Below are 21,140 nucleotides of genomic sequence, written 5' to 3' on the forward strand. Positions count from 1 at the left end.
CAAGAGGAGAGATCATGGAAAGTTTTGACTACATCGTCATTGGCGGTGGCAGTGGCGGCAGCGCGGCAGCGGGACGACTTGCCGTTGATGGAACACGCCGGGTATGCCTGATCGAAGCGGGCGGGCGGAATGACAATATTCTCATCAAGACCCCCGGCTTCATGCCCTTCATCCGCAATTCCTCGAACTACAAATACGAGACGGTGCCGCAAAAAGGATTGAACGGCCGGATCGGATACCAGCCGCGGGGCAAGGGGCTGGGCGGCTCATCAGCCATCAACGCGATGGTCTATATCCGCGGGCACAAGTGGGATTACGACAATTGGGCTGCACTCGGCTGCGACGGGTGGTCCTATGATGACGTGCTGCCCTACTTCAAGAAGGCGGAATCGAACGAGCGCGGCGAAGATGCCTACCACGGCGCAGGTGGCCCCCTGTTCGTTTCGAACCAGCGATCTCCAAACCCGACCAGCCTCGCCTTCGTCGAAGCCGCTGCCGAATTGCAATTGCGCACAAACGACGATTTCAATGGAGAACGGCAGGAAGGCTTTGGCCTGTATCAGGTCACTCAGCGCGATGGGGAACGCTGGTCTGCCGCGCGCGGCTATGTCGAACCGATCCGCGAGCAGGGGAATTTCGCGGTCCGCACCAACACTCTGGTCGAGCGGCTGGTGGTCGAACAAGGCCGTGTGACGGGCGTCATGGTGAGACGTGGCGGACGGTCGGAAATGCTCTATGCCCGGCGGGGCGTCATACTCTCGGCTGGCGCGTTCAATTCGCCTCAGATCCTGATGCTGTCCGGCATCGGGCCTGCCGAGCATCTCAAGCAACACGGCATCGATGTAGTGCTGGATCGCGCAGCTGTAGGCTCGAACCTGCAAGATCACATCGATTATGTATCGGGCTGGCAGACGACGTCTGATGTGCCAATCGGCGGAACGCTTAAGGGCACTCTCAAGATGGCCGGGGCAATCTTTGAACACAGGCGCAAACGCACCGGCGCGATGACCACCTGTTACGCTGAAGCAGGCGGCTTCTGGACCGTGATGCCGGCAAGCCCCGCCCCCGACGTGCAGTGGCATTTTGTACCCGCCGTGCTTGAAGACCACGGGCGCGAGAATGTGAAAGGCTATGGCTTTTCGCTCCACGCCTGCGTCCTTCGCCCCGAAAGTCGCGGTACAGTGCGGCTCGGATCGCGCGATATCGCGGCCGCACCTGTGATTGATCCCAACTTCCTTGATGATGATCGCGATATCGCCGTTCTGCGCGAAGGCGTGCGCCTGTCACACCGGATTGCCGACGCGCCTGCGCTGCAGGCGTTTGGGCCAACTGATCGTCACCCGGTCGATCTGAATGACGATGCCGCGCTCGACGAACTGATCCGCAATCGCGCCGATACCGTCTATCACCCTGTTGGCACCTGCCGGATGGGAGCGGATGATGAAGCGGTGGTCGATCCCACGCTAAAGGTGCGCGGGCTGGACGGCCTGTGGATCGCCGATGCCAGTATCATGCCGCGCCTGGTAAGTGGCAATACCAACGCTCCCAGCATCATGATCGGAGAGCGCTGCGCCGATTTCGTGAAAGCTGCCGAGACGGTTCCCGCCTGACAAAAAAGGGGCCGAAGCACGCTGGCTCCGGCCCATTGTCAGTCTATTCGTTCGCAGGAGGAACGTCGGTTGGTGGGGAAAGGGGAAGAGGAGAGAGAAACCTTCCCCCACCAAACTGTTGATCAGTTGTAGGCGCGCTCGCCGTGTTCGGCAATGTCGAGACCATCAACTTCAGTCTCTTCGTCAACACGCAGGCCGATCGTCAGCTTGACTGCATAGGCGGCGATCAGAGTACCGATGCCGGCCCAGGCAATCGTCACGAGGACGCTGAAGATCTGGACCCACAGCTGGTCACCCAGCGGCGTCGAACCATCGCCAGGGCCAGCGAGGAACGGCTGGTAGACCACCGCGGTGCCAATGGCGCCGACGATACCGCCGATCCCGTGGATGCCGAAAGCATCGAGCGAGTCATCATAGCCGAACTTCGTCTTCACCTTGGCGACGAAGAAGTAGCAGACCGCCGACGACAGAATACCGAGCAGGATCGCGCCGAACGGACCGCTGTTACCAGCTGCCGGGGTCACCGCGACGAGACCGGCGATCACGCCCGAGCAAAAGCCCAGTGCCGAACCCTTGTGGCCCGCTGCACGCTCGATCACCATCCAGGTCAGTGCACCTGCCGCAGTGGCCACAAATGTGTTGATCATGGCAAGGCCTGCCGATCCGTCTGCTTCCAGCGCCGACCCGGCGTTGAAGCCGAACCAGCCCACCCACAGCAGACCCGTACCGACCATGGTCAGCGTGAGGCTGTGCGGCATCATCGGCTCTTGCGGCCAACCGCGACGCTTGCCGAGCAGGTAAGCGAGCACGAGACCGGACACACCAGCATTGATGTGAACCACGGTGCCACCGGCGAAGTCCAGCGCGCCATCTTCGAACAGAAGACCACCACCGGCCCATACCATGTGGGCAATCGGGAAATAGACGATGGTAAGCCAGATCGGCACGAACATCATCGTCGCGCTGAACTTCATACGCTCTGCGGTGGCGCCAAGGATAAGCGCAGCCGTGATCGCGGCGAAGGTCATCTGGAAGCTGATGAAGACATATTTGCTGATGACTTCATCGGTGAAGGTCGCAGCGGTGCTGCTGGCATCGGTTCCGGCGAGGAAATAGCTGCCCCCGCTGATGAACAGGCCAAGCGTGCCTTCGTAAGTGGTATCGCCGAAGGCCAGCGAATAACCCCACATGACCCAGATCAGCATTGCCAATGCGGCGGTGGCGCCGATCTGCGTCATGGTCGAAAGCATGTTCTTCGAGCGCGTCAGACCGCCGTAGAACAGCGCCAGGCCCGGCAGGATCATCAGCAGAACGAGGATCGTTGCGGTCATCATCCAGGCGTTGTTGCCGGGATTGGGCACCGCCGCCGCAGCCTCAGCAGCAGGGGCTGCCAGAGCAGGCTGCGCGATCATCACCGCGCCCGCGCCCATGGCGGCCAATTTCGAGAAGAATAGTTTCATCGGTTTGGTCCCCTTGTCTCAGAGCGCGGTTTCACCGGATTCGCCTGTGCGGATCCGGGTCGCCGATGCTAGGTCGAGTACGAAAATCTTGCCGTCACCGATCGCTTCGGTGTTGGCGGTCTGCTGGATCGTCTCGACCACCTGCGCAGCGATGTCGTCGCTGGCGGCGATTTCGAGCTTCACCTTGGGCAGCATGTTGGTGGAATATTCCGCGCCGCGATAGATTTCTGTCTGGCCCTTCTGGCGACCGAAACCCTTGACTTCGGAAACTGTCATCCCGGCGACCCCGATGGCACCCAGCGCTTCGCGGACCTCATCGAGCTTGAATGGTTTTATGATGGCGATGATGAACTTCATCCGTGCCCCCTTTGGCTATGCCGGCGGATCCGGCTCCCAACGGTTAAGCAAGGGGCGTGCCATATTTCTGAAACACGCCTTCCGCAGCGGAATCAGGACATTTCTTCGCACCTGCACAATCGTGTGTGCACAAAATTTAATCTTTTGGTTACATTTTGGGCAGGGTCAGCCAATTTGTTGCAGGAAGAGCCGGGTTCCCTGACATTTTCTGGCGTCAGGATTCACTCGCCAGCAATATAGCGCGCGGTGGGCCGCGTCGGCAGCCCGTCGATGCTGCTGGTGCGCTTCGCCATTTTGGCCTCCCATTCGGCAGGATCGCTGTTGCCATGATACTTCTTGAGCGTATCGCGTTCAACCTCGAAGCTCATGAAAGGCACGCCCCACCCGCAGCTTGTCTGAACGCTTTCGATCTCAATCACGAAGATCTGACGGGTACCCGGCAACAGGGTAAAATGCCCGGCCAGATCATCCCACTCATCATCCTGAGGCAGCACGGGCCGCCCCTTGCCATAGATGCGCAGAATAAGGGCCGGCTGCTGGAAATTGCAGAACATGATCGTGATCCGCCCGGCATCTGCCTGCGGAGCGACAAGGTGGGCGTGCGTCTCATTTCCCGAGCCGCCCAGATCCAGATAGGCGACCCGACCCGGCCCTAGAACCCGAAAGGCGTCATAACCCTTCGGGCTGAGGTTGATCCGGCCATCGGCGGCGGCCGTCGCGACAAAGAAAAGTGGCTGCTGTTCGATCATCGCCACATGCTTGGGCTCTAGCGCTTTGAAGAAATCGGACATGTGGGCTGCTCCAGCAAAAGTCAGAGAAAATCGCGCAACACCGCGATGAAGCGATCGAACTGATCGTGATGGAGCCAGTGCCCCGCCTTCTCGAACTCGATCACTTTCGCTGTCTTGAAGTGGCGGATACGACCATCCTTTTCCGGATTGGACGCCCAGCTGTCTGCGCCATAGAGCAGCAGTGTCGGGCAGGTGATCGCGCCCCATGTCGCCTCGATGAATTCGTCTGCAACATCCTCGACGCCCCAGACATTCAGGTGCGGGTCGAATTTCCAGCTGTAGGTGCCGTCTTCGTTGCGGTTCACGCCATGGATTGTCAGATGCCGCGCCTGATCCTCGGTCAGATAGGAATTCTCCTCGATCATCCGGGCAAAGGCGGCTTCGATGCTGTCGTATTTCCGAGGGGTGCGGCCAGCGGCGGAACGCTTCTTCTCGATCCATTCGCGCATGCGCTCTGGGTAAGGGGTCGCCCTTTGCTTGTCGCGCCATTCGGGCGATGGCCCCAGCCCTTCGATCGCGACCAGCTTCGTCACCATTTCGGGGAACATGCCCGCATAGCGCAATGCGACGTTGCCCCCCATCGAATGGGACACAATGCGAACCGGCCCGACGCCAAGCTGATGGATCAACTGGGCCAGATCATAGACCATGTCGCCCGCGGAGTAGTTGCCGTCGGATACCCAATCGCTGTCGCCGTGCCCACGGTGGTCCATGGCAATGACGTGATAGTCCTCGCGCAAGGCCTCTGCGGTCCAGTCCCAGCTGCGCGCGTGATCGCGCCCGCCATGGACCAGCACGAGCGGCGGCTTACCGCGTCCGCCCCAATCCTCGTAATTGAGACGCAGGCGCTGCGAGATGAAGGTTTGCGATGTCGGGCCGGATGAAGGGGTATGTGCGTTCATGGCAATGGCTTTGCCGCGAACCGCTGCGCCTCGCAACCTTACCTTTCCTTCGTCGCCGAAAAGGTTAGGTCAGGGTTCTTTTCCATCTGGTAGTTCACGTCCCACGGGCTTTTCGCCATGAACACCAGATCACCATCGCGGTCGCGGGCAAGATTGGCTCGGTTGAAGCTCTCGAACTCGTTGAGCGCCTTCTCATCGCCCTTCAGCCAACGCGCGGTGGCAAATGGCGATGCCTCAAGCGCGGCTTCCACCTTGTATTCCGCCTCCAGCCTGGAGATCAGAACTTCGAGCTGAAGCTGCCCGACCACGCCGACAATGTGGCTCGCACCAATCTCCGGATAGAAAACCTGGATCACGCCCTCTTCGGACAGGTCATCCAGCGCCTTCCTCAACTGCTTGGTCTTGGTCGGGTCCTTCAGCTGGACCCGCCGCAGGATTTCGGGGGCGAAGTTGGGCAGGCCGGTAAAGCGCACCTGATTCCGCTCGGACAAGGTATCGCCCACCCTCAAGGTGCCATGGTTCGGAATCCCGATGATGTCGCCCGCTTCGGCGGTGTCCGCAATCTCGCGATCCTGCGCGAAAAACAGGATCGGCGAATGCACCGCGATCGGCTTGCCCAGTCCACTGGGCGTCAGCTTCATGCCGCGTTTGAACGTGCCCGACACCTGACGCATGAAGGCAATGCGATCTCGGTGGTTCGGGTCCATATTGGCCTGCACCTTGAAGATGAAGCCGGTGACTTCGTCGCGGGTGGGCGGGATCTGCTCTTCACCCGCAGGCTGCGGACGCGGCGGCGGAGCGAAACGGGCAATCGCCTCTATCAGCTCGGTCACGCCGAAATTCTTCAATGCCGACCCGAAGTACACCGGGGTCAGATCGCCGTTGCGGTACGCTTCAAGGTCGAATTCGGGATAGCCGACCTGAGCCAGCTCGATTTCCTCGGCATATTCTTCAGGGATGGCGGGATCGCTGTCTCGCTTGCCCAGAAACTCCTTCGACGGGCCTTCGGGACGGCTTACTTCGCCCGAAGCGAAGTCCAGCAGGCCCTCGAACTGGCCGCCCATGCCGATCGGCCACATCTGCGGGCTGACGTCGAGCGCGAGCATGTCCGCAACCTCGTCCAGCGTCTCGAACGGATCGCGGCCCTCACGGTCGACCTTGTTGACGAAGGTGATGATCGGAACCGAACGCAGGCGGCACACCTCGAACAGCTTGCGGGTCTGCGGCTCGATCCCCTTGGCCGCGTCAATCACCATCACCGCGCTGTCGACGGCCGTCAGCGTGCGGTAAGTGTCTTCCGAGAAGTCCTCGTGACCTGGTGTGTCCAGCAGGTTGAAGGTCACGCCCTCGCGCTCGAAAGTCATCACTGACGAAGTGACCGAGATGCCGCGCTGTTGCTCGATCTTCATCCAGTCCGACCGCGCACGCCGCGCCGCACCGCGCGCCTTGACCTCACCGGCCAGGTGGATCGCGCCGCCCTGCAGCAGCAGCTTTTCCGTCAGCGTGGTCTTGCCCGCATCAGGGTGCGAAATGATCGCGAAAGTTCTTCTGTTTGACATGGCAATCAGGCCACAGCGTCAGCCGCGCAGCTCTGCCCCCAGCTTTGCCGCTGCGGCGATCACATTGTCGGCGATCCCCTTCAACTCGGCATCCTTGAAGCTTTTTTCCTGCGGCTGCAGCGTGACTTCGATTGCGAGCGATTTCTTGCCCTCGGGCAGATTGCCGCCCGTAAAAACATCGAAGACGCGAGCGGCGGTGATGTTCGCCTTGTCGCTTCCGCGAACTGCCTTGAGCAGGTCTTCGGCGGCAAGGTTTGCATCGACCACGAAGGCGAAATCGCGGGTCACGGGCTGGAGCGCGGGCGGGGTGAAGCCGGGGCGCGCAAAGCTGGCGCCACCCTTCTTCGCCGGAATCGCGTCGAGGAACAGTTCGACCGCCGCGACCGGGCCATCCATGTCGAACGCCTTGAGCGTCGCCGGGTGCAGCATGCCGAAGCGTGCAAGCACATTCTTGGGGCCGAGCCGCAAGGTGGCCGATTGGCCGGGGTGGAACTGATCGCCCGCTTCGCCCATCACCATCAGGTTCGCCACCGGCGCGCCAGCCGCCTCCAGCAGCGTTATTGCCTCAGCTTTGGCATCATAGGCGTCGAAAGCCGCAGCCTTCCCGGTCGCCCAGCCGCGCTGCGCCTTTTCACCGGCCAGCACCACACCCAAGGTCGGGCGTTCATCGCTCATCCCGTCCTTGGCCCGAAAATAGCGCCGCCCCAATTCGAACAACCGGGTTGTATCGGCACCGCGATCCGCATTGCGCTTTGCCGCGAGCAGCAGGCCGGGGATGAGCGAGGGGCGCATCACCTTCATGTCTTCGCTGATCGGGTTGTCGAGCTTCCACAGATCATCGGCAGCGCTGAAATGCTCCGCGGCATCCTCGGGAAGGAATGACCATGTGATTGCTTCGTTCAGACCGCTTCCGGCCGCTGCGCGGCGCAGCTTGCGCTCCAGCATCTGCTGCGCGGTCGCAGTCGGACGGGCAACACCGTCCACGCGCGGCAAGGGCACGCTTTCGACCTTATCGAGCCCGTGGATACGAACCACTTCCTCAACCAGATCGGCAGGCCCCTCGATATCGTGGCGGCGCAACGGGCAGGTTACCTGCCAATCCGCATCAACGGTGAAGTCGAGGCTTTCGAGAATGCGGCGCTGTTCGTCCTCGGCCACTTGGACACCGCCCAAACGGGTGGTGAGCATGGGGTCGAACTTGACCACCTTCGGCTCGGCAGGAGGAGTGCCGGCCTGCACCGCTTCGCTTGCCACTCCTCCGGCGAGCTCGACGATCAGGCCAGTCAGCAGATCAAGCCCGTCTTCGAGGAAGGCTGGATCGACGCCGCGCTCAAACCGGGTCCGCGCATCAGACGCAAGGCCCAGCTTGCGCCCCGTCACGCCAATGCGCGCCGGATCGAAATAGGCGATTTCCAGCAGCAGATCGGTCGTATCCTCGGACACGCCCGAATTCTCGCCGCCCATGATCCCGGCGATATCGTGGACTTCTTCGTCGTCCGCGATCACCACCATGCTGTCATCCAGCGTGTAGGTCTTCTCATTGAGCGCCAGCACCTGCTCACCTGGCTTTGCACGCCGGGCAACAACTGCTCCATGCAGCTTCGCCAAATCATAGGCGTGTGCCGGACGACCAAAGGCGAGCATCAGGTAGTTGGTGAGGTCTACCAGCAACGATATCGGCCGCTGCCCCGCGCTCTTGAGCCGCGCCTGAAGCCATTCGGGCGAGGGGCCGTTCTTCACGCCTTTCACGACCCGGCCCCGGAACGCCGGGCACCCTTCGGGATCGTCGGTGCGGATTTCGACCGGGCAGGCACCCGATGCTTCGAATGCCGGAATGGCGATGGGCTTCAACGTGCCCAATCCCGCTGCGGCAAGATCACGGGCGATACCATAAACGCCCATGCAATCCGGGCGGTTGGGCGTGATCGCCACGTCAATCACCGGCGATGAGCCGTGATAATCGGCAAAGCTGTGCCCGACTGGCGCGTCATCCGGCAATTCGATGATGCCGTCATGCTCGTCGCCAAGTTCGAGCTCGCGCACCGAACACATCATGCCGTTGGATTCGACGCCGCGAATGGCGCTCTTGCGCAGCTCCATTCCGTTGGCTGGCACGACCGCCCCCGGCAGGCCTTGCACACCCTTCATCCCGGCACGCGCATTGGGCGCTCCGCAAACCACCTGCAGCGGATCGCCTTCCCCGGTATCGACCGTGAGGACCTGCAATTTGTCGGCATCGGGATGCGGGGCCGCAGTCAGAACCTTGGCTACGCGGAAGCCCGCCAGCCGTTCTGCCGGATCCTCGACCCCTTCCACTTCCAGCCCGATCGCGTTGAGCGTATCGAGGATCTGCTGCAGCGATGCCTCGGTTTCGAGGTGATCCTTGAGCCATGTCAGCGAGAACTTCATGCGCGCGCTCCCACACCGGCGGAAAGGGTTGGCTGGTCGTAGGGCGAGAAGCCGTAGTGGGTGAGCCAGCGCGGATCGCCGTCGAAGAAGGCACGCAAATCGTTCATCCCGTATTTGAGCATGGCGATCCGGTCGATCCCGAGACCGAAGGCAAAGCCCTGATATTCGTCCGGGTCGATCCCGGCGAATTCGAGCACGCGGCGGTTCACCATGCCGCTGCCGCCCAGTTCCATCCAGTCATGGCCTTCGTCATCACCGTGCCCGCCGACGACGCGACGCCCGCCTTCATTGGAATAGCCGACATCGACTTCGACCGAAGGCTCGGTGAAGGGGAAGTAGGACGGGCGCAGGCGCAGGGTGATGTCCTCACGCTCGAAGAAAGCCTTGAAGAAGGTTTCAAGCGTCCATTTGAGGTGACCGAGGTGAATCCCCTTGTCCACCACCAGCCCTTCGACCTGGTGGAACATCGGCGTGTGGGTCGCATCGCTGTCGCTGCGATAGACCCGGCCCGGTGCGATGATGCGGATCGGTGCGCCCTGCTGCTTCATCGAACGGATCTGCACCGGCGAGGTGTGCGTTCTCAGGAGCATCTGACTTGCCTGTTGGCCCGGCGAGGCGGAGCTATCTGGCGCCGCATCCGGGAAATAGAACGTGTCGTGCATTGCGCGCGCCGGATGGCTTTCGTCCATATTGAGCGCGGTGAAGTTATGCCAATCGTCCTCGATTTCCGGCCCCGTTGCCACGGCAAAGCCGAGGTCGGCAAAGATTTCGGCCAGCTCGTCCATGACCTGGCTCACCGGATGGATGCTGCCGCGAGGCGCTTCGGGGGCAGGCAGGGTCAGGTCGAGGCGTTCGCTCGCCAACTGCGCTTCGAGCGCTGCTGCTTCAAGTTCGGCCTTCTTCGATTCGAGCGCGTCGGCGACTTCGCCACGGATCGCCTGAATTGCGGGAGCGGCGTCCTTGCGCTCCTCCGGGCTCATCTGGCCGAGCGTCTTGAGGGCAAGGCTCACCCAGCCCTTCTTGCCGAGCGCGGCCACGCGCTGTTCCTCAAGCGCGTCAAGCGTGGTTGCGGCGGCAATCGCTTCCAGCGCCGCCTGTTTTTGCGATGTCAGTTCAGTCATTTTAGAGCCTGCTAGCGTGAGCGGGTCCGCTAGCGCCAAATGGCGTCAGTTGCAAAGGAGCAATTGGCTCAGCCTCGCAGCGATTTCCGCTTTCGCGCTATGCAGGATTGTGGAGCCCCTGCACCGCTTGCCCGGCAATCTCCATCCGTGCGCGCGCGGCGGCAACCAGCAGAGGCTTGTCGAGCTTGGCATAGGCGGTGGGGCTCATACCCATGAAACGCCTGAAATCACGAACAAAATGCGCCTGATCGTGATACTGCCAGTCGAGTGTACTGAGCCATTTCAGCGAGGGATCAAGCATGAATTGCGACAAGCTGCGAAGGAAACGCTGGCGCCGCAGCAGCAGCTTGGGTGTGAAGCCGAAGGCGCGCTTTGACAGTCTTTCCAGCGAGCGGACATTCATCCCCACCCGGTCTGTCAAGGCCGCCACACTGGCAATTTCGGGGTCAACAAGTGCCGCATTGATCGCTGCAATCTGCTCAGTATGTGCCGCCGGACCGGTAAAGATCGTGGCCATGTGCTTGTCGATCAGTTCCACTTCCTCGGTAAAGCTCGCACCTGTTTCGCGCAGCTTCAATGCCAGCGGCCGGAGCGCGGCAAAGACAGGGTCCCCCATTCCGTCTGCTACCTGATCGGCATAATCGCAGGCTGGCGCGTCGAACAACATGGCCCAGCCAAGCGGCATCAGCCCTATGCCCCAGCTTTTGCCCGAGCTGATCCGGAAACGGGTTGCCTTGCTGGTCGGCCCGGTCACGGCAAAGCCCGGACAAGGCCCGAGCGGCGCATTCCCGATCGCCGATTGCGCCCAGTTGTCTTCCATGAAGCGAAGGTTGGCCCATTCGGGGTGAGGGTAGTCTTCAACCGGCTGGTCGGTTGGCGCCGTGACAACCTGCGTGCGGTAATAGGTGGTTACAAAGGGGCGCAATTCCGCGCTGGGTAGCGCAAAGCGTATCCGGATCGCATTTCCTGTCTGCGCGTGCATTCCTACTTACCGCACTCCCTTCCCGCGCGACCCGATCACTGGCTTGTTCCAGCCGGTACGACCATGGCTAGGGAATTCGCGGGCAAACAGCAAATACCGGGTGCATCATCCGCCTTCACCATTCACAGGCGGATCCAGCGTTTGCGCCGCGCTGCCCCAGATCCGCGCACGTGCCTCCATGAAAGACGAAAGGATCGGGTGGTCGAGAGAGGCATAGCGGCTTGGCGTCATCGTCATGAATTCTGAGAACTCGCGCGTGAACTGCGCCTGGTCGTGATATTCCCCGTCCATCGCCTCGGTCCAGCGTGAACCCTTGTGGAGCATGAAGCTGGTGAGACTACGCATGAACCGCTGGCGCCGCATCAGCAGCTTGGGGGTGAACCCGAAGTAGCGGTGGCACATCCGCTCCAGCGTGCGGATGCTCATGTTGCAGGCGTCGGCGAGGTCACCCACCGCCAAGAACTCGCCACTGACGAGCGCTGTGTGGATCTTGATGATGCGCGGTTCGTCACGATTGGGCCGCATCAGGCGCCCGAGCATGTCGATGATCGCTTCGTGCTGGGCCTCCATCGTCAAAGCCGGATCGCAAAGGACATCTGACAAGCAATCGAACTTGGCGAACACCGGATGTCGCGCGCCATCACAGGCGATGTTGGCGAGGTCGTAGGCAGGCGCATCCATGAACCGCGCCCACCCCAGCGGGAGGAAACCGACCCCCCACATGCTCGATGAGCCGAGTTCGAAGTGGCACGGCAAAGAGCTTGGCCCGGTCGCATTGAATCTTGCTCCGCTGACGTGCGAGTCGCCGATCTGCGACGTTGGACAGGCACCGGCGAAGAAGCGGATGTTGCTCCATTCGGGCTGCAGATAGTCGGTAACCGTGCCACCGCCGGCGACCTTCAGATCAGCATGGTAGAAGGTGGTGAAGCAGCCGTCGAACTGGCTCGGCGGAGGGAAGAACTGGCTTTTGACGACAGTCTGCGCTGTCCGGTGCTCGGCTGCACCCATGCCTGTTGCATCGCTCATGGCGCGTTTACCCGACCCGTTTTGTCCGATTCCTTGGCCTCATCATGCCAAATTGGCGCGAACATACAAGGACGCTGACGATTCTCTACAAGCGCACCCTCGCGCAAACGCAAAGGGGACCCCGGCACCATGTCGCGCCGGAGTCCCCTTTTGTGCGTTTCCGCAACCTGCCCTGCACCTAGCATGAAGGCGCGGGCGGTCAGTCGGATCAGGCGGGCAGAGCTGCCTTGGCCTGTGCGATCACTGCCTTGAACGCGCCTTCTTCGTTCATGGCGAGATCGGCCATCACCTTGCGGTCAAGCTCGATCCCAGCGAGCTTTGCGCCGTGCATGAACTGCGAATAGGTGAGGCCTTCGGCGCGGACAGCCGCGTTGATGCGCTGGATCCACAGCGCGCGGAAGTTGCGCTTCTTCGCCTTGCGGTCGCGGTAGGCGTACTGGCCGGCCTTCTCGACCGCCTGATGGGCGATGCGGATGGTGTTCTTGCGGCGACCGCGATAGCCCTTGGCTTGGTCGAGAATCCGCTTGTGCTTGGCGCGGGTGGTAACACCGCGTTTGATGCGTGGCATGGTTTAAGCTCCTGAATTCAGCAATGCGTCGCTACGGCTCAATCGAGGCCGTAGGGTGCCCACTTCTTGATCGTCTTGGCATCGGCGTCGGAGATGACGTCGGTGCCGCGGTTCTGGCGGATGTACTTCGCATTGTGGCTGATCAGGCGGTGACGCTTGCCAGCGACGCCGTGCTTGACCTTGCCGGTGGCGGTGATCTTGAAGCGCTTCTTCACACCGCTCTTGGTCTTCAGTTTGGGCATTTTCGTCTCCTTTACTCAGGGACACATTGGACCAGCCCTGGCAGCCCTTGTCGCCAGGCCGGACTCGGTAATCTGTGTCAGTGAAGCGCGCCACATAGCGTTATCGCGCCGGAAAGCAAGTGATTCGGTCGCCCGACAGGTGCTCAAACCCTACAGCATGGAACAGGTGGAACACGGTCCAGAGGATAAATCCTTGATTGTGTCACCATTGCCCCGCAAACCGCCACCTTTGGTGCAGGAGTGTCACCCTCACGCACCGAAGTGTCACCCGATCCGCCCGGAGTGTCACTCTTTGGGGTGCGAAAGTGTCACCTGTGGCATGGGGCAAGTGTCACCCGCATAAACAGCTATCGACAATGGGAAAGAGCCGCGCGGATCATAGCTGCGACGCCCAAAGTAGGAAAACGCGCATGCACGCGCGCGCTATTCGCCAGACCACGGCCTGCGCCCGGTTTGCGCGAGCCATTCGGCGAAGTTCCCGCTCGCGATCGGCTCCGCCCCATCGGGCAGATCGGCGGTCCAGACATAGGCATCGGCCAGCGTTTCGCCGAACCCGTCCCAGCCATCGACCTGCACCGGCTGGCGCGTGTACTCCGCGCCCTCAAACGCATCCACCACCGCCAGATCGACTTCGCCCGCATCATGGATCATCCCATGCACCACGGTGGAGTAACGCGCCTGTGTCAGCACCAGCGCGGGAAACCAGCCGGTTGCCCCCTCGCCGCCCGCCGCCGGAATGGCATAGAGCGCCCCCGTCGTCGTCGCCGGAGCGCCCATGCCAAGGCCGGCCAGAAACGGCCAATCCCCGCCATCCGGGCCAAGCCCTTCCTGAAGGATGCCGTAGAAGAAGAGGTGGGTGGGCCGGGTCATGACCTAGCGCATAGCCGCTCGTATCGCCTGTGTCGAAGGGCCGCGGAAGTTGGGCAGTTTTCTGCCACTCCCACTTTCTTCGCCCCAAGATCGCAATCCGAATTTCCGGTTTCGGCGGCGATCGGATCTCTAGCGATAGGTCAATGTATTTCCTTACCGCATTCGACTTGCGGCCAGATAATCCGGCCTTCTGGCGTGTTCGCGGCGACATGGGTTTGTTCGCCCCAGTTTTGCAGCACTGTGACCACGCCCGCCGCTTCACCCGGCGCGCCGAAAATCGCCGAAGGATCGGAGGCCGCCGCATCGAAGGGGCGATCTAGCGTGAAGAGGTATCCGCGCACCCTTCGCGTGCCGACGACTTGCGCCCGATCGACAGTCGCGCCCTTGTCCCGGATCTCGGCCCCTGCATGGCCGATCACCAGCTCGGTATCGGCATCGATCCTGAAGCACCCTTTGAATTCGCGATCCGAACTCCACCAAGCCCAGATCAGGATCACCGCTGCCAGCCCGACCGTAACGAGGCCAACGCCGTGCGAGATACGATCAGGCAGCCGCGCCCTGGCCATCGCCTACTGCTTTGCCCCCGGCGTGACGGCTTCGTCCCCGGACACCGACTTCAATTCAGCTTCGATTGCCCGGTGATAGCAAAGGACGCAGGCAAGGCGCCTGATCGCAGCACCACGGCAAGTCCGAAAGCTTCCTGTTCGTCAAAGCCGCCATGCAATTGCATGCTGGCGCCGACGATGGGTTCGTTGATGAACGGGCTCATCACGATGACATCGTCCAGCACGATCGCCATTGCTTCGCCGACGTGCCTGCGGGTCGTTTCGGCCAGTTGCTTGCCGCCTTCATCGTCGAACTGAATATTGATGACCGGCTGCCCGGTGTAGGGATCGACCCCCTGCCGTGCGTCAATGATGCGGCTGCCGTCAACCGCGACCTTCCGGCGCACCGCTATTGGCGGATAGGCGTTGTCGCGCACCGGCAGGATTTCCGAGCCGACCGGGGCAATGCCCTGCTCCACCATGTCGGGCAGCGCGTTCATGTCGGCCATGCGAAATTCAAGCTTCCCCCGATAGGCCAGCATCGCTTCGAGCGCAGCCTTGGGGTCATCACCCGACAATTTCAGCACAAGCCGCCCGTCGCCCGCATCGGCGATTTCATGGATGTAGACCCCGGTCTGGCTTAGCCTGCGTTCAATCACGGCGATGCTGGTCTGCATTGTCTCCGCGATTTCCGCTTCGGTATCCGCATCCTTGCCTAGCGCCGCGAGATCGGCCTGCAATTCGAACTCGTCGGTCGGCCCCGACAGCATGGCAATGCTGTCACATGCGGTGAGCGCCGGAGCCATGAAAAGAGCAAGCGCCGCGAGGCGAAGCGCAGCCGTGGCGCGCAAGAAATATCGGATGATCATTAGCGGTCGGGATGCGACGCAACCGCGTGTTTTGCAAGACGGATTCCTGGGTGGGCCAAATTCGAGGCGACGACCCGGCGCCCCTACCCCATCGCTTCCAGCACATCCTCCAGCCGCGCGGGGTCGCCAAGGGCGATGACCGTGCCGTCCGATCCGGCGTCCAGCGGGTTGCCCTGCCAGTCGGCCATCATCCCGCCTGCCCCTTCGACAACGGGGACGAGCGCGGCGTAATCGTAGAGCTTCAATCCGGCCTCGATCACCAGATCGATATGGCCGCTGGCGACAAGGCCGTAGCTGTAGCAATCGCCGCCGAAGATGATCTTCTTTTCCGCGACCTGTTTGGCCACCGACATGAAAGCGTCGGCCTCTTCATTGGTGAACAGGTGCGGGCTGGTGGTGGCGAGCACCGCGTCGGACAGCTCCTTAAGCGGCTTCGTCTTGGCAGGCTTGCCGTTGAACAGCGTGGGGTGGCCGATCCGCCCGACCCAGCGTTCGCCCGAAATCGGCTGGTCGATCACACCCAGCACCGGCCATCCGTCCTGCAACAGCGCGATCAGCGTGCCGAAGATCGGGCGGCCGGCGATGAAGCTGGTGGTGCCGTCGATCGGATCGAGCACCCATTGCCGGCCCGCGCCTTCGTTGCGGGTGCCGTATTCCTCGCCGATGATGCCGTCAGTGGGCAATTCCGCTTCGATAATGGCGCGCATCGCGGCTTCGGCGGCGCGATCTGCCTCGGTCACATAGGAACGATCATCCTTGCGCTCCTCGCTCCATGCCCCGCGGAACAAGGGGCGGATGGCAGCGCCCGCGGCATCGGCGAGACGGTTGGCAAGGGCGAGGTCGGCGGGAGTCATTGGCCTTGCTCCTCGGGCACGGCGACGCGCAGCGGCTTGCCATCGGGCACAACCCAGCTTGCGATGGCGCGCAGCCCTTCTGGCCCGGCAATCGCGGCATGGACGGTGCCGGGCGGAATCCGGAAGGCTTCACCCGGTGCCAGATCCAGATCGGGCATGCCGGGCCGCAGGACAGTGGCCGACCCGCCAAGGACGGTGAGGAATTCCTCGCCATGGTGATAATGCAAGGGCACGCGCCCGCCCGCGCCCAGAACGATATCGGCGGTTACCAGCGAATGGCCGGGCGCCGCCTCGATCGCGCCGCGCAGCAGTTCATTCGATCCGGCTGGCGGCTGGTAGACCGGGATTTCAGCCGAGCCCTGCGCACAGGCGGTCAGCGCGATACCGAGAGCGAAGGGAAGGGCGATGCGCGGGCGCATCAATCGAACAGCGAGCTGACCGAGCTTTCGTCCGCGATGCGGCGGATCGCTTCGCCCACCAGCGGGGCGATGGGCAGGATGCGGATGCGCTGCGATTGTTCGGCGGCTTCGGTCGGGCGGATCGAATCGGTGATCACCAGTTCTTTCAGCTGCGAACCGTCAATCCGTGCCACCGCGCCGCCCGAAAGCACGCCGTGAGTGATGTAGGCCGCAACCGACTTCGCTCCGTTTTCCAGCAGCGCCTCTGCCGCGTTGCACAGCGTGCCGCCCGAATCGACGATGTCGTCGATCAGGATGCAGTGGCGGCCGGACACGTCGCCGATGATGTTCATCACTTCGCTTTCGCCGGGGCGGTCACGCCGCTTGTCGACGATGGCGAGCGGGGCGTTGTCGAGCCGCTTGGCCAGCGCGCGGGCGCGCACCACGCCGCCCACGTCGGGGGAAACGACCATCAGATCCTGATCGCCATACCGCGCCTGAATGTCGGCCGCCATGACGGGAGCGGCGTATAGATTGTCGGTCGGAATATCGAAGAAACCCTGGATCTGCCCGGCGTGGAGGTCCACCGCCAGCACCCTGTCGGCCCCGGCCTGAGTGATGAGGTTGGCAACCAGCTTGGCCGAGATCGGCGTACGCGGGCCGGGTTTGCGATCCTGCCGGGCGTATCCGAAATACGGCACCACCGCCGTAATCCGCTTGGCCGAGGCGCGCCGCAGCGCGTCGATGCAGATCAGCAGTTCCATCAGATTGTCGTTCGCCGGGAAGCTCGTCGGCTGGACAAGGAACACGTCTTCCCCTCGCACATTTTCGTGAATCTCGACGAACACTTCCTCGTCCGCGAACCGGCGCACGCTGGCATCGGTGAGCGGGATTTCGAGATAGGCCGCGATGGCCCGGGCGAGCGGCAGGTTCGAATTGCCGGACATGATCTTCATGGCGCGCGAATCCCCGAAGGCAGATGATGCGACCCGCCTAACGATGAGTCATGGATTTGCAACAGAGGATGCCGGGTTGTCGTCAGATCAACTCCGGTGCGGGGTGATCCGGTGCTCGCCCTTGATCCACCTGACCGTCCCGGACGAGGCGCGCATCACGACGCTGTGCGTTGTCATGATCGTCGCTCCGGTCGATTTCTTGCGCTTCTTCACCCCGTCGAGCAGCGATCCGTCGGTCACTCCGGTGGCGGCGAAGATGCAGTCGCCCTTGGCCAGATCGTCGAGTTTGTAGATGCGGTTGAGGTCAGTGATGCCCCACTTCTTCGCCCGCGCCTTTTCATCGTCGTTGCGGAACACCAGCCGCCCGTTGAACTGCCCGCCGACACAGCGCAGCGCGGCTGCGGCCAGCACGCCTTCAGGCGCGCCGCCCTGACCCATGTACATGTCGATACCCGTGTCCTGATCGGTCACCGCGATCACCCCCGCCACGTCACCGTCGCCGATCAGGTAGACACCGCAGCCGATCCCGCGCAGCTCCGCGATCAGATCGGCGTGGCGCGGGCGATCCAGCACGCACACGTTGATGTCGGATGGCTTAACGCCCTTGGCCGCCGCGACCGCTTCGACATTCTCGGTTGGCGATTTGGCGAGGTCGATGATGTCGGCCGGAAGGCCGGGGCCGACGGCAAGCTTGTCCATGTAGACGTCGGGCGCGTTGAGCAGATCCCCTTCTTCCGCCGCCGCGAGCACGGCCAGCGCGTTCGGCCCGGCCTTTGCGGTGATGGTCGTCCCTTCAAGCGGGTCGAGCGCGATGTCGATCTTGGGCCCTTTGCCCATGCCGACCTTTTCCCCGATGTACAGCATCGGCGCCTCGTCGCGCTCGCCTTCGCCGATCACCACGGTGCCATCCATGTAAAGCGTATCGAACGCCCGGCGCATCGCCTCCACAGCGGCGGCATCGGCGGCCTTTTCGTCCCCGCGGCCGATCAATTGCGCGGCGGCAACGGCGGCGGCTTCGGTGACGCGCACCATTTCCAGCACCAGCACGCGGTCAATCGCGTTTTCGGAAACCTGGTCTTTTGCGGCCAGCACATCTGTGTCACTAGGGGTGTTCATGCGAAATTCAGTCCTTCTAGGCTTTGCCTTCGCCTGCGCGCTTAGACCCGGAGGAACGGACTTGTCGAGCAATGCTGCGGTGTCCATTCCCAGATCGGGGCGGGTTGTTGCCATTTCCTTTGCAGTGACGATGGCGCTTGCCTTCGCCGCGCAGCCCGTGGCCGCGCAGGATGACGCAGGCGTGACACAGGAAGCAGAGGCTGGCGAAGAACCTGCTCCCGCACCCCCGCCCCCGGCCCGTCCGCGCGAACGGCTCAACCTGTCTGTCACTGTGCCGCGCAACGAATCCGACCGGTTGCTCGAAGAGGATTGCGAGGAAGAGGCCGATGCAGCGCGCATTGCCAATGAAATCATTGTCTGCCGCCAGCTGGGCGAAGCAAGCGACGGGGCATGGAACAAGGAAGACTGGGAACGCCGCTATGCCGAACGGACGATGGGCAACGCCCAGGCCGATGTGGCAGGCGGCGGCATCTTCCGCGGCGAGGCGACGGTCGGCGGGTTGTGCGTGATCCCGCCCTGCCCGCCCGAAGCCGCGATCATGATCGATATCGAGGCCCTTCCCGAACCGCCGCCCGGATCGGACGCGGACAGGATCGCGCGCGGATTGCCCGCGCTTGGCCGCGATGCCGAGCTTTCGCCCGAGGAAATCGCCCGCCGCCGCCGCGCGCTCGGGCTTGAAGCGCCGCCCGTCCCTGAATGACGATTCCGGTCAGGCACCTGCACATCGTGCTGGCGCTGTCCGCCTTTCCCGCCACAGCGCAAGAAGCCGGGCAAGAAAGCGTGGACGAGCAAGGTCGGCTGGTGATTGACCTGACCCTTCCCCCACCGTCCGAACCGGTCGATCCCGATGCGCAGCGGCAATGCGAGGAAGAAGCCGATGCGGCGCGCATCGCGGGGGAAATCGTGGTGTGCCGTTCGCTTGGTGGAACCACCGACGGTTCGTGGAATCAGGAGGATTTCGAGCGCCGCTATGCCGAGGTGACGCAAGGGGTGAAGGCGCCCAATGTCGAAGTCGATCCGACCCCGCCGATGGTGGGGATCAGCGTGCGCGCAAAGTTCGGATATCCGCCACCGCCCGCCTTGATCATCGACATTCCTGCATTGCCGGATGCGCCGCCCGGTTCCGACGCGGACAGGATCGCGCGCGGGCTGCAACCGGTCACGAGCGGGGAATAGAGCGGATCAATCGGGCAGGATCGGCAGCACCAAGGGTTCGCCGGTCAGGCTGTCGGAACCTTCGAGCAGCTTGAGCGCGCGGGTCACATTGGCTTCCGGCCCTTCGTGCGTCACCATCGCCACCAGCACTTCGCCCCCGCCATGCGCGCGGCCCTGCTGGATCAGGCTTTCGATCGAAACATCGGCATCGCGCATCGCGGCGGTGATTTCGGCGAGCACGCCGGGGCGATCATTGACCGTGAAACGCAGATAGGTGCGCTCTGTCCGATGGCCCGGCTGTGCCGGAGCCAGCGCGGCGAGTTGCTGCGCGGGGATAGAGAACGGCGCGCCAACTGCCGAACGCGCGATGTCGATCAGATCGGCGACCACCGCGCTCGCCGTCGGCCCGTCGCCCGCGCCTGCGCCCTGGAACAGCAGCCGCCCGGAGAAATTGCCCTCGGCGACCACGGCATTGGTCGGCCCGTCGACCGAGGCAAGCGGATGCTCTTTTCCGACAAGGCAGGGGCGCACGCGCTGAAGCAGGCGGGCATCATCGCCTTCGCCTTCAACATCGGCTTCCCCGATCAGGCGGATGACGAAGCCCAGTCCGTCGGCCTGTGCGATATCGGCGGCGCGCACCTGAACGATGCCGCGCACGTCCACCGCGGCGAAATCGATCCGCGCGCCAAACCCGATGGCGGAAAGGATCGCCAGCTTGTGCGCGGCGTCGATGCCTTCGATGTCGAATGTCGGATCGGCCTCGGCATAGCCGAGCCGCTGCGCTTCGGAGAGCACTTCGGCAAAATCGGCTCCGGTCGCTTCCATTTCCGACAGGATGTAATTGCAGGTGCCGTTGAGAATACCGTACACCTTGGTCAGCGCGTTGGCGCTGGTCCCTTCGCGCAGCCCCTTCACCACCGGTATGCCGCCTGCCACCGCCGCTTCGAATTTCAGCGGTGCGCCCTTGGCTTCGGCCTGCTCGGCCAGCGCCATGCCGTGATGCGCGATCATCGCCTTGTTCGCGGTTACCAGCCCCTTGCCAGCCGACAAGGCGGCGCGCGACAGCGCGAGCGCGGGGCCGTCAGACCCGCCGACCAATTCCACCACCACATCGACATCGTCGCGCGCGGCCAGCGCGGTCATATCGTCTTCCCAAGCGAGGCTGGCGATATCGACACCACGGTTCTTGTGCCGCTCGCGCGCGCTTACGGCGACCACCTCGATCGCCCGGCCCGCCCGCGCGGCGACGAGATCGCGATTGGTTTCAAGCAGGCGGATCACGCCAACGCCCACCGTGCCAAGTCCGGCGATGGCGATGCGAAGCGGTGTGTTTGTGGCCACGGGCAAGGC

General features: G+C 62.8%; 22 protein-coding genes. 3 read left to right on the forward strand and 19 right to left on the reverse strand.

Annotated elements, in window-relative coordinates:
* The first annotated feature begins 14 nt into the window (after positions 1 to 14).
* Positions 15 to 1,610 carry a GMC family oxidoreductase gene (locus L1K66_RS01165; RefSeq protein ID WP_252259204.1) on the forward strand — a complete coding sequence of 532 codons (1,596 nt, stop codon included), beginning with the start codon at positions 15 to 17 and terminating at the stop codon, positions 1,608 to 1,610.
* A gap of 122 nt (positions 1,611 to 1,732) precedes the next feature.
* Here the strand turns inward: L1K66_RS01165 and L1K66_RS01170 are convergent, their stop codons facing one another.
* The 18 genes from L1K66_RS01170 to glpX form a co-directional block, all read right to left on the reverse strand.
* Positions 1,733 to 3,070 (reverse strand): ammonium transporter, encoded by a 1,338-nt coding sequence (locus tag L1K66_RS01170; protein WP_407931965.1) that lies wholly within the window; start codon positions 3,068 to 3,070, stop codon positions 1,733 to 1,735.
* A gap of 18 nt (positions 3,071 to 3,088) precedes the next feature.
* Entirely contained in the window at positions 3,089 to 3,427 is a 339-nt protein-coding gene (locus L1K66_RS01175; protein WP_034955711.1) for a P-II family nitrogen regulator, read from the reverse strand.
* Positions 3,428 to 3,648: 221 nt separating this feature from the next.
* Entirely contained in the window at positions 3,649 to 4,218 is a 570-nt protein-coding gene (locus tag L1K66_RS01180; RefSeq protein ID WP_252259206.1) for a pyridoxamine 5'-phosphate oxidase family protein, read from the reverse strand.
* A gap of 20 nt (positions 4,219 to 4,238) precedes the next feature.
* A complete protein-coding gene (locus tag L1K66_RS01185; protein ID WP_252259208.1) occupies positions 4,239 to 5,120 on the reverse strand; it encodes an alpha/beta fold hydrolase in 882 nt (293 codons plus the stop codon).
* Positions 5,121 to 5,158: 38 nt separating this feature from the next.
* Entirely contained in the window at positions 5,159 to 6,679 is a 1,521-nt protein-coding gene (locus tag L1K66_RS01190; RefSeq protein ID WP_034955716.1) for a peptide chain release factor 3, read from the reverse strand.
* An 18-nt stretch (positions 6,680 to 6,697) separates the two neighbouring features.
* Positions 6,698 to 9,088: a phenylalanine--tRNA ligase subunit beta gene (gene pheT, locus L1K66_RS01195; protein ID WP_252259210.1), complete on the reverse strand. Its 2,391-nt coding sequence runs from the start codon at positions 9,086 to 9,088 to the stop codon at positions 6,698 to 6,700.
* On the reverse strand, positions 9,085 to 10,209 hold the full coding sequence (pheS, locus tag L1K66_RS01200; protein WP_252259211.1) for a phenylalanine--tRNA ligase subunit alpha: 1,125 nt from the start codon (positions 10,207 to 10,209) through the stop codon (positions 9,085 to 9,087). The genes pheT and pheS overlap by 4 nt, the downstream gene beginning before the upstream one ends.
* Positions 10,210 to 10,306: 97 nt before the next feature.
* Entirely contained in the window at positions 10,307 to 11,191 is an 885-nt protein-coding gene (locus L1K66_RS01205; protein WP_252259213.1) for a helix-turn-helix domain-containing protein, read from the reverse strand.
* A 105-nt stretch (positions 11,192 to 11,296) separates the two neighbouring features.
* Positions 11,297 to 12,217 carry a helix-turn-helix domain-containing protein gene (locus tag L1K66_RS01210; RefSeq protein WP_252259215.1) on the reverse strand — a complete coding sequence of 307 codons (921 nt, stop codon included), beginning with the start codon at positions 12,215 to 12,217 and terminating at the stop codon, positions 11,297 to 11,299.
* A 208-nt stretch (positions 12,218 to 12,425) separates the two neighbouring features.
* Complete coding sequence (gene rplT / locus L1K66_RS01215) at positions 12,426 to 12,785, reverse strand: 50S ribosomal protein L20 (protein WP_252259217.1); 360 nt, start codon at positions 12,783 to 12,785, stop codon at positions 12,426 to 12,428.
* Positions 12,786 to 12,823: 38 nt separating this feature from the next.
* Positions 12,824 to 13,027, reverse strand: a complete 204-nt coding sequence (gene rpmI / locus L1K66_RS01220) for a 50S ribosomal protein L35 (RefSeq protein ID WP_034955727.1) — start codon at positions 13,025 to 13,027, stop codon at positions 12,824 to 12,826.
* Positions 13,028 to 13,450: 423 nt separating this feature from the next.
* Positions 13,451 to 13,897 carry a gamma-glutamylcyclotransferase family protein gene (locus L1K66_RS01225; RefSeq protein WP_252259220.1) on the reverse strand — a complete coding sequence of 149 codons (447 nt, stop codon included), beginning with the start codon at positions 13,895 to 13,897 and terminating at the stop codon, positions 13,451 to 13,453.
* A 140-nt stretch (positions 13,898 to 14,037) separates the two neighbouring features.
* Positions 14,038 to 14,463: a hypothetical protein gene (locus L1K66_RS01230; protein ID WP_252259223.1), complete on the reverse strand. Its 426-nt coding sequence runs from the start codon at positions 14,461 to 14,463 to the stop codon at positions 14,038 to 14,040.
* Between the two features lie 50 nt (positions 14,464 to 14,513).
* On the reverse strand, positions 14,514 to 15,311 hold the full coding sequence (locus L1K66_RS01235) for a preprotein translocase subunit SecD (protein WP_252259225.1): 798 nt from the start codon (positions 15,309 to 15,311) through the stop codon (positions 14,514 to 14,516).
* Positions 15,312 to 15,394: 83 nt separating this feature from the next.
* Positions 15,395 to 16,165 (reverse strand): histidinol-phosphatase, encoded by a 771-nt coding sequence (gene hisN / locus L1K66_RS01240; RefSeq protein WP_252259233.1) that lies wholly within the window; start codon positions 16,163 to 16,165, stop codon positions 15,395 to 15,397.
* On the reverse strand, positions 16,162 to 16,584 hold the full coding sequence (locus L1K66_RS01245; protein WP_252259236.1) for a cupin domain-containing protein: 423 nt from the start codon (positions 16,582 to 16,584) through the stop codon (positions 16,162 to 16,164). Before L1K66_RS01245 ends, hisN begins: the two co-directional genes overlap by 4 nt.
* On the reverse strand, positions 16,584 to 17,519 hold the full coding sequence (locus L1K66_RS01250) for a ribose-phosphate pyrophosphokinase (RefSeq protein WP_034956772.1): 936 nt from the start codon (positions 17,517 to 17,519) through the stop codon (positions 16,584 to 16,586). The genes L1K66_RS01245 and L1K66_RS01250 overlap by 1 nt, the downstream gene beginning before the upstream one ends.
* 87 nt (positions 17,520 to 17,606) lie before the next feature.
* Positions 17,607 to 18,635, reverse strand: a complete 1,029-nt coding sequence (glpX, locus tag L1K66_RS01255; protein ID WP_252259248.1) for a class II fructose-bisphosphatase — start codon at positions 18,633 to 18,635, stop codon at positions 17,607 to 17,609.
* Positions 18,636 to 18,696: 61 nt separating this feature from the next.
* Between glpX and L1K66_RS01260 the strand changes: the two genes are divergently transcribed.
* Positions 18,697 to 19,335 carry a hypothetical protein gene (locus L1K66_RS01260; protein WP_252259252.1) on the forward strand — a complete coding sequence of 213 codons (639 nt, stop codon included), beginning with the start codon at positions 18,697 to 18,699 and terminating at the stop codon, positions 19,333 to 19,335.
* Entirely contained in the window at positions 19,332 to 19,811 is a 480-nt protein-coding gene (locus tag L1K66_RS01265; RefSeq protein ID WP_252259256.1) for a hypothetical protein, read from the forward strand. The genes L1K66_RS01260 and L1K66_RS01265 overlap by 4 nt, the downstream gene beginning before the upstream one ends.
* A 6-nt stretch (positions 19,812 to 19,817) precedes the next feature.
* Here the strand turns inward: L1K66_RS01265 and L1K66_RS01270 are convergent, their stop codons facing one another.
* Positions 19,818 to 21,131 carry a homoserine dehydrogenase gene (locus L1K66_RS01270; RefSeq protein ID WP_252259265.1) on the reverse strand — a complete coding sequence of 438 codons (1,314 nt, stop codon included), beginning with the start codon at positions 21,129 to 21,131 and terminating at the stop codon, positions 19,818 to 19,820.
* Between the last annotated feature and the right edge of the window lie 9 nt (positions 21,132 to 21,140).

The organism is Erythrobacter aurantius, assembly GCF_023823125.1.
In the GTDB taxonomy this organism is placed as follows: Bacteria; Pseudomonadota; Alphaproteobacteria; order Sphingomonadales; family Sphingomonadaceae; genus Erythrobacter; species Erythrobacter aurantius.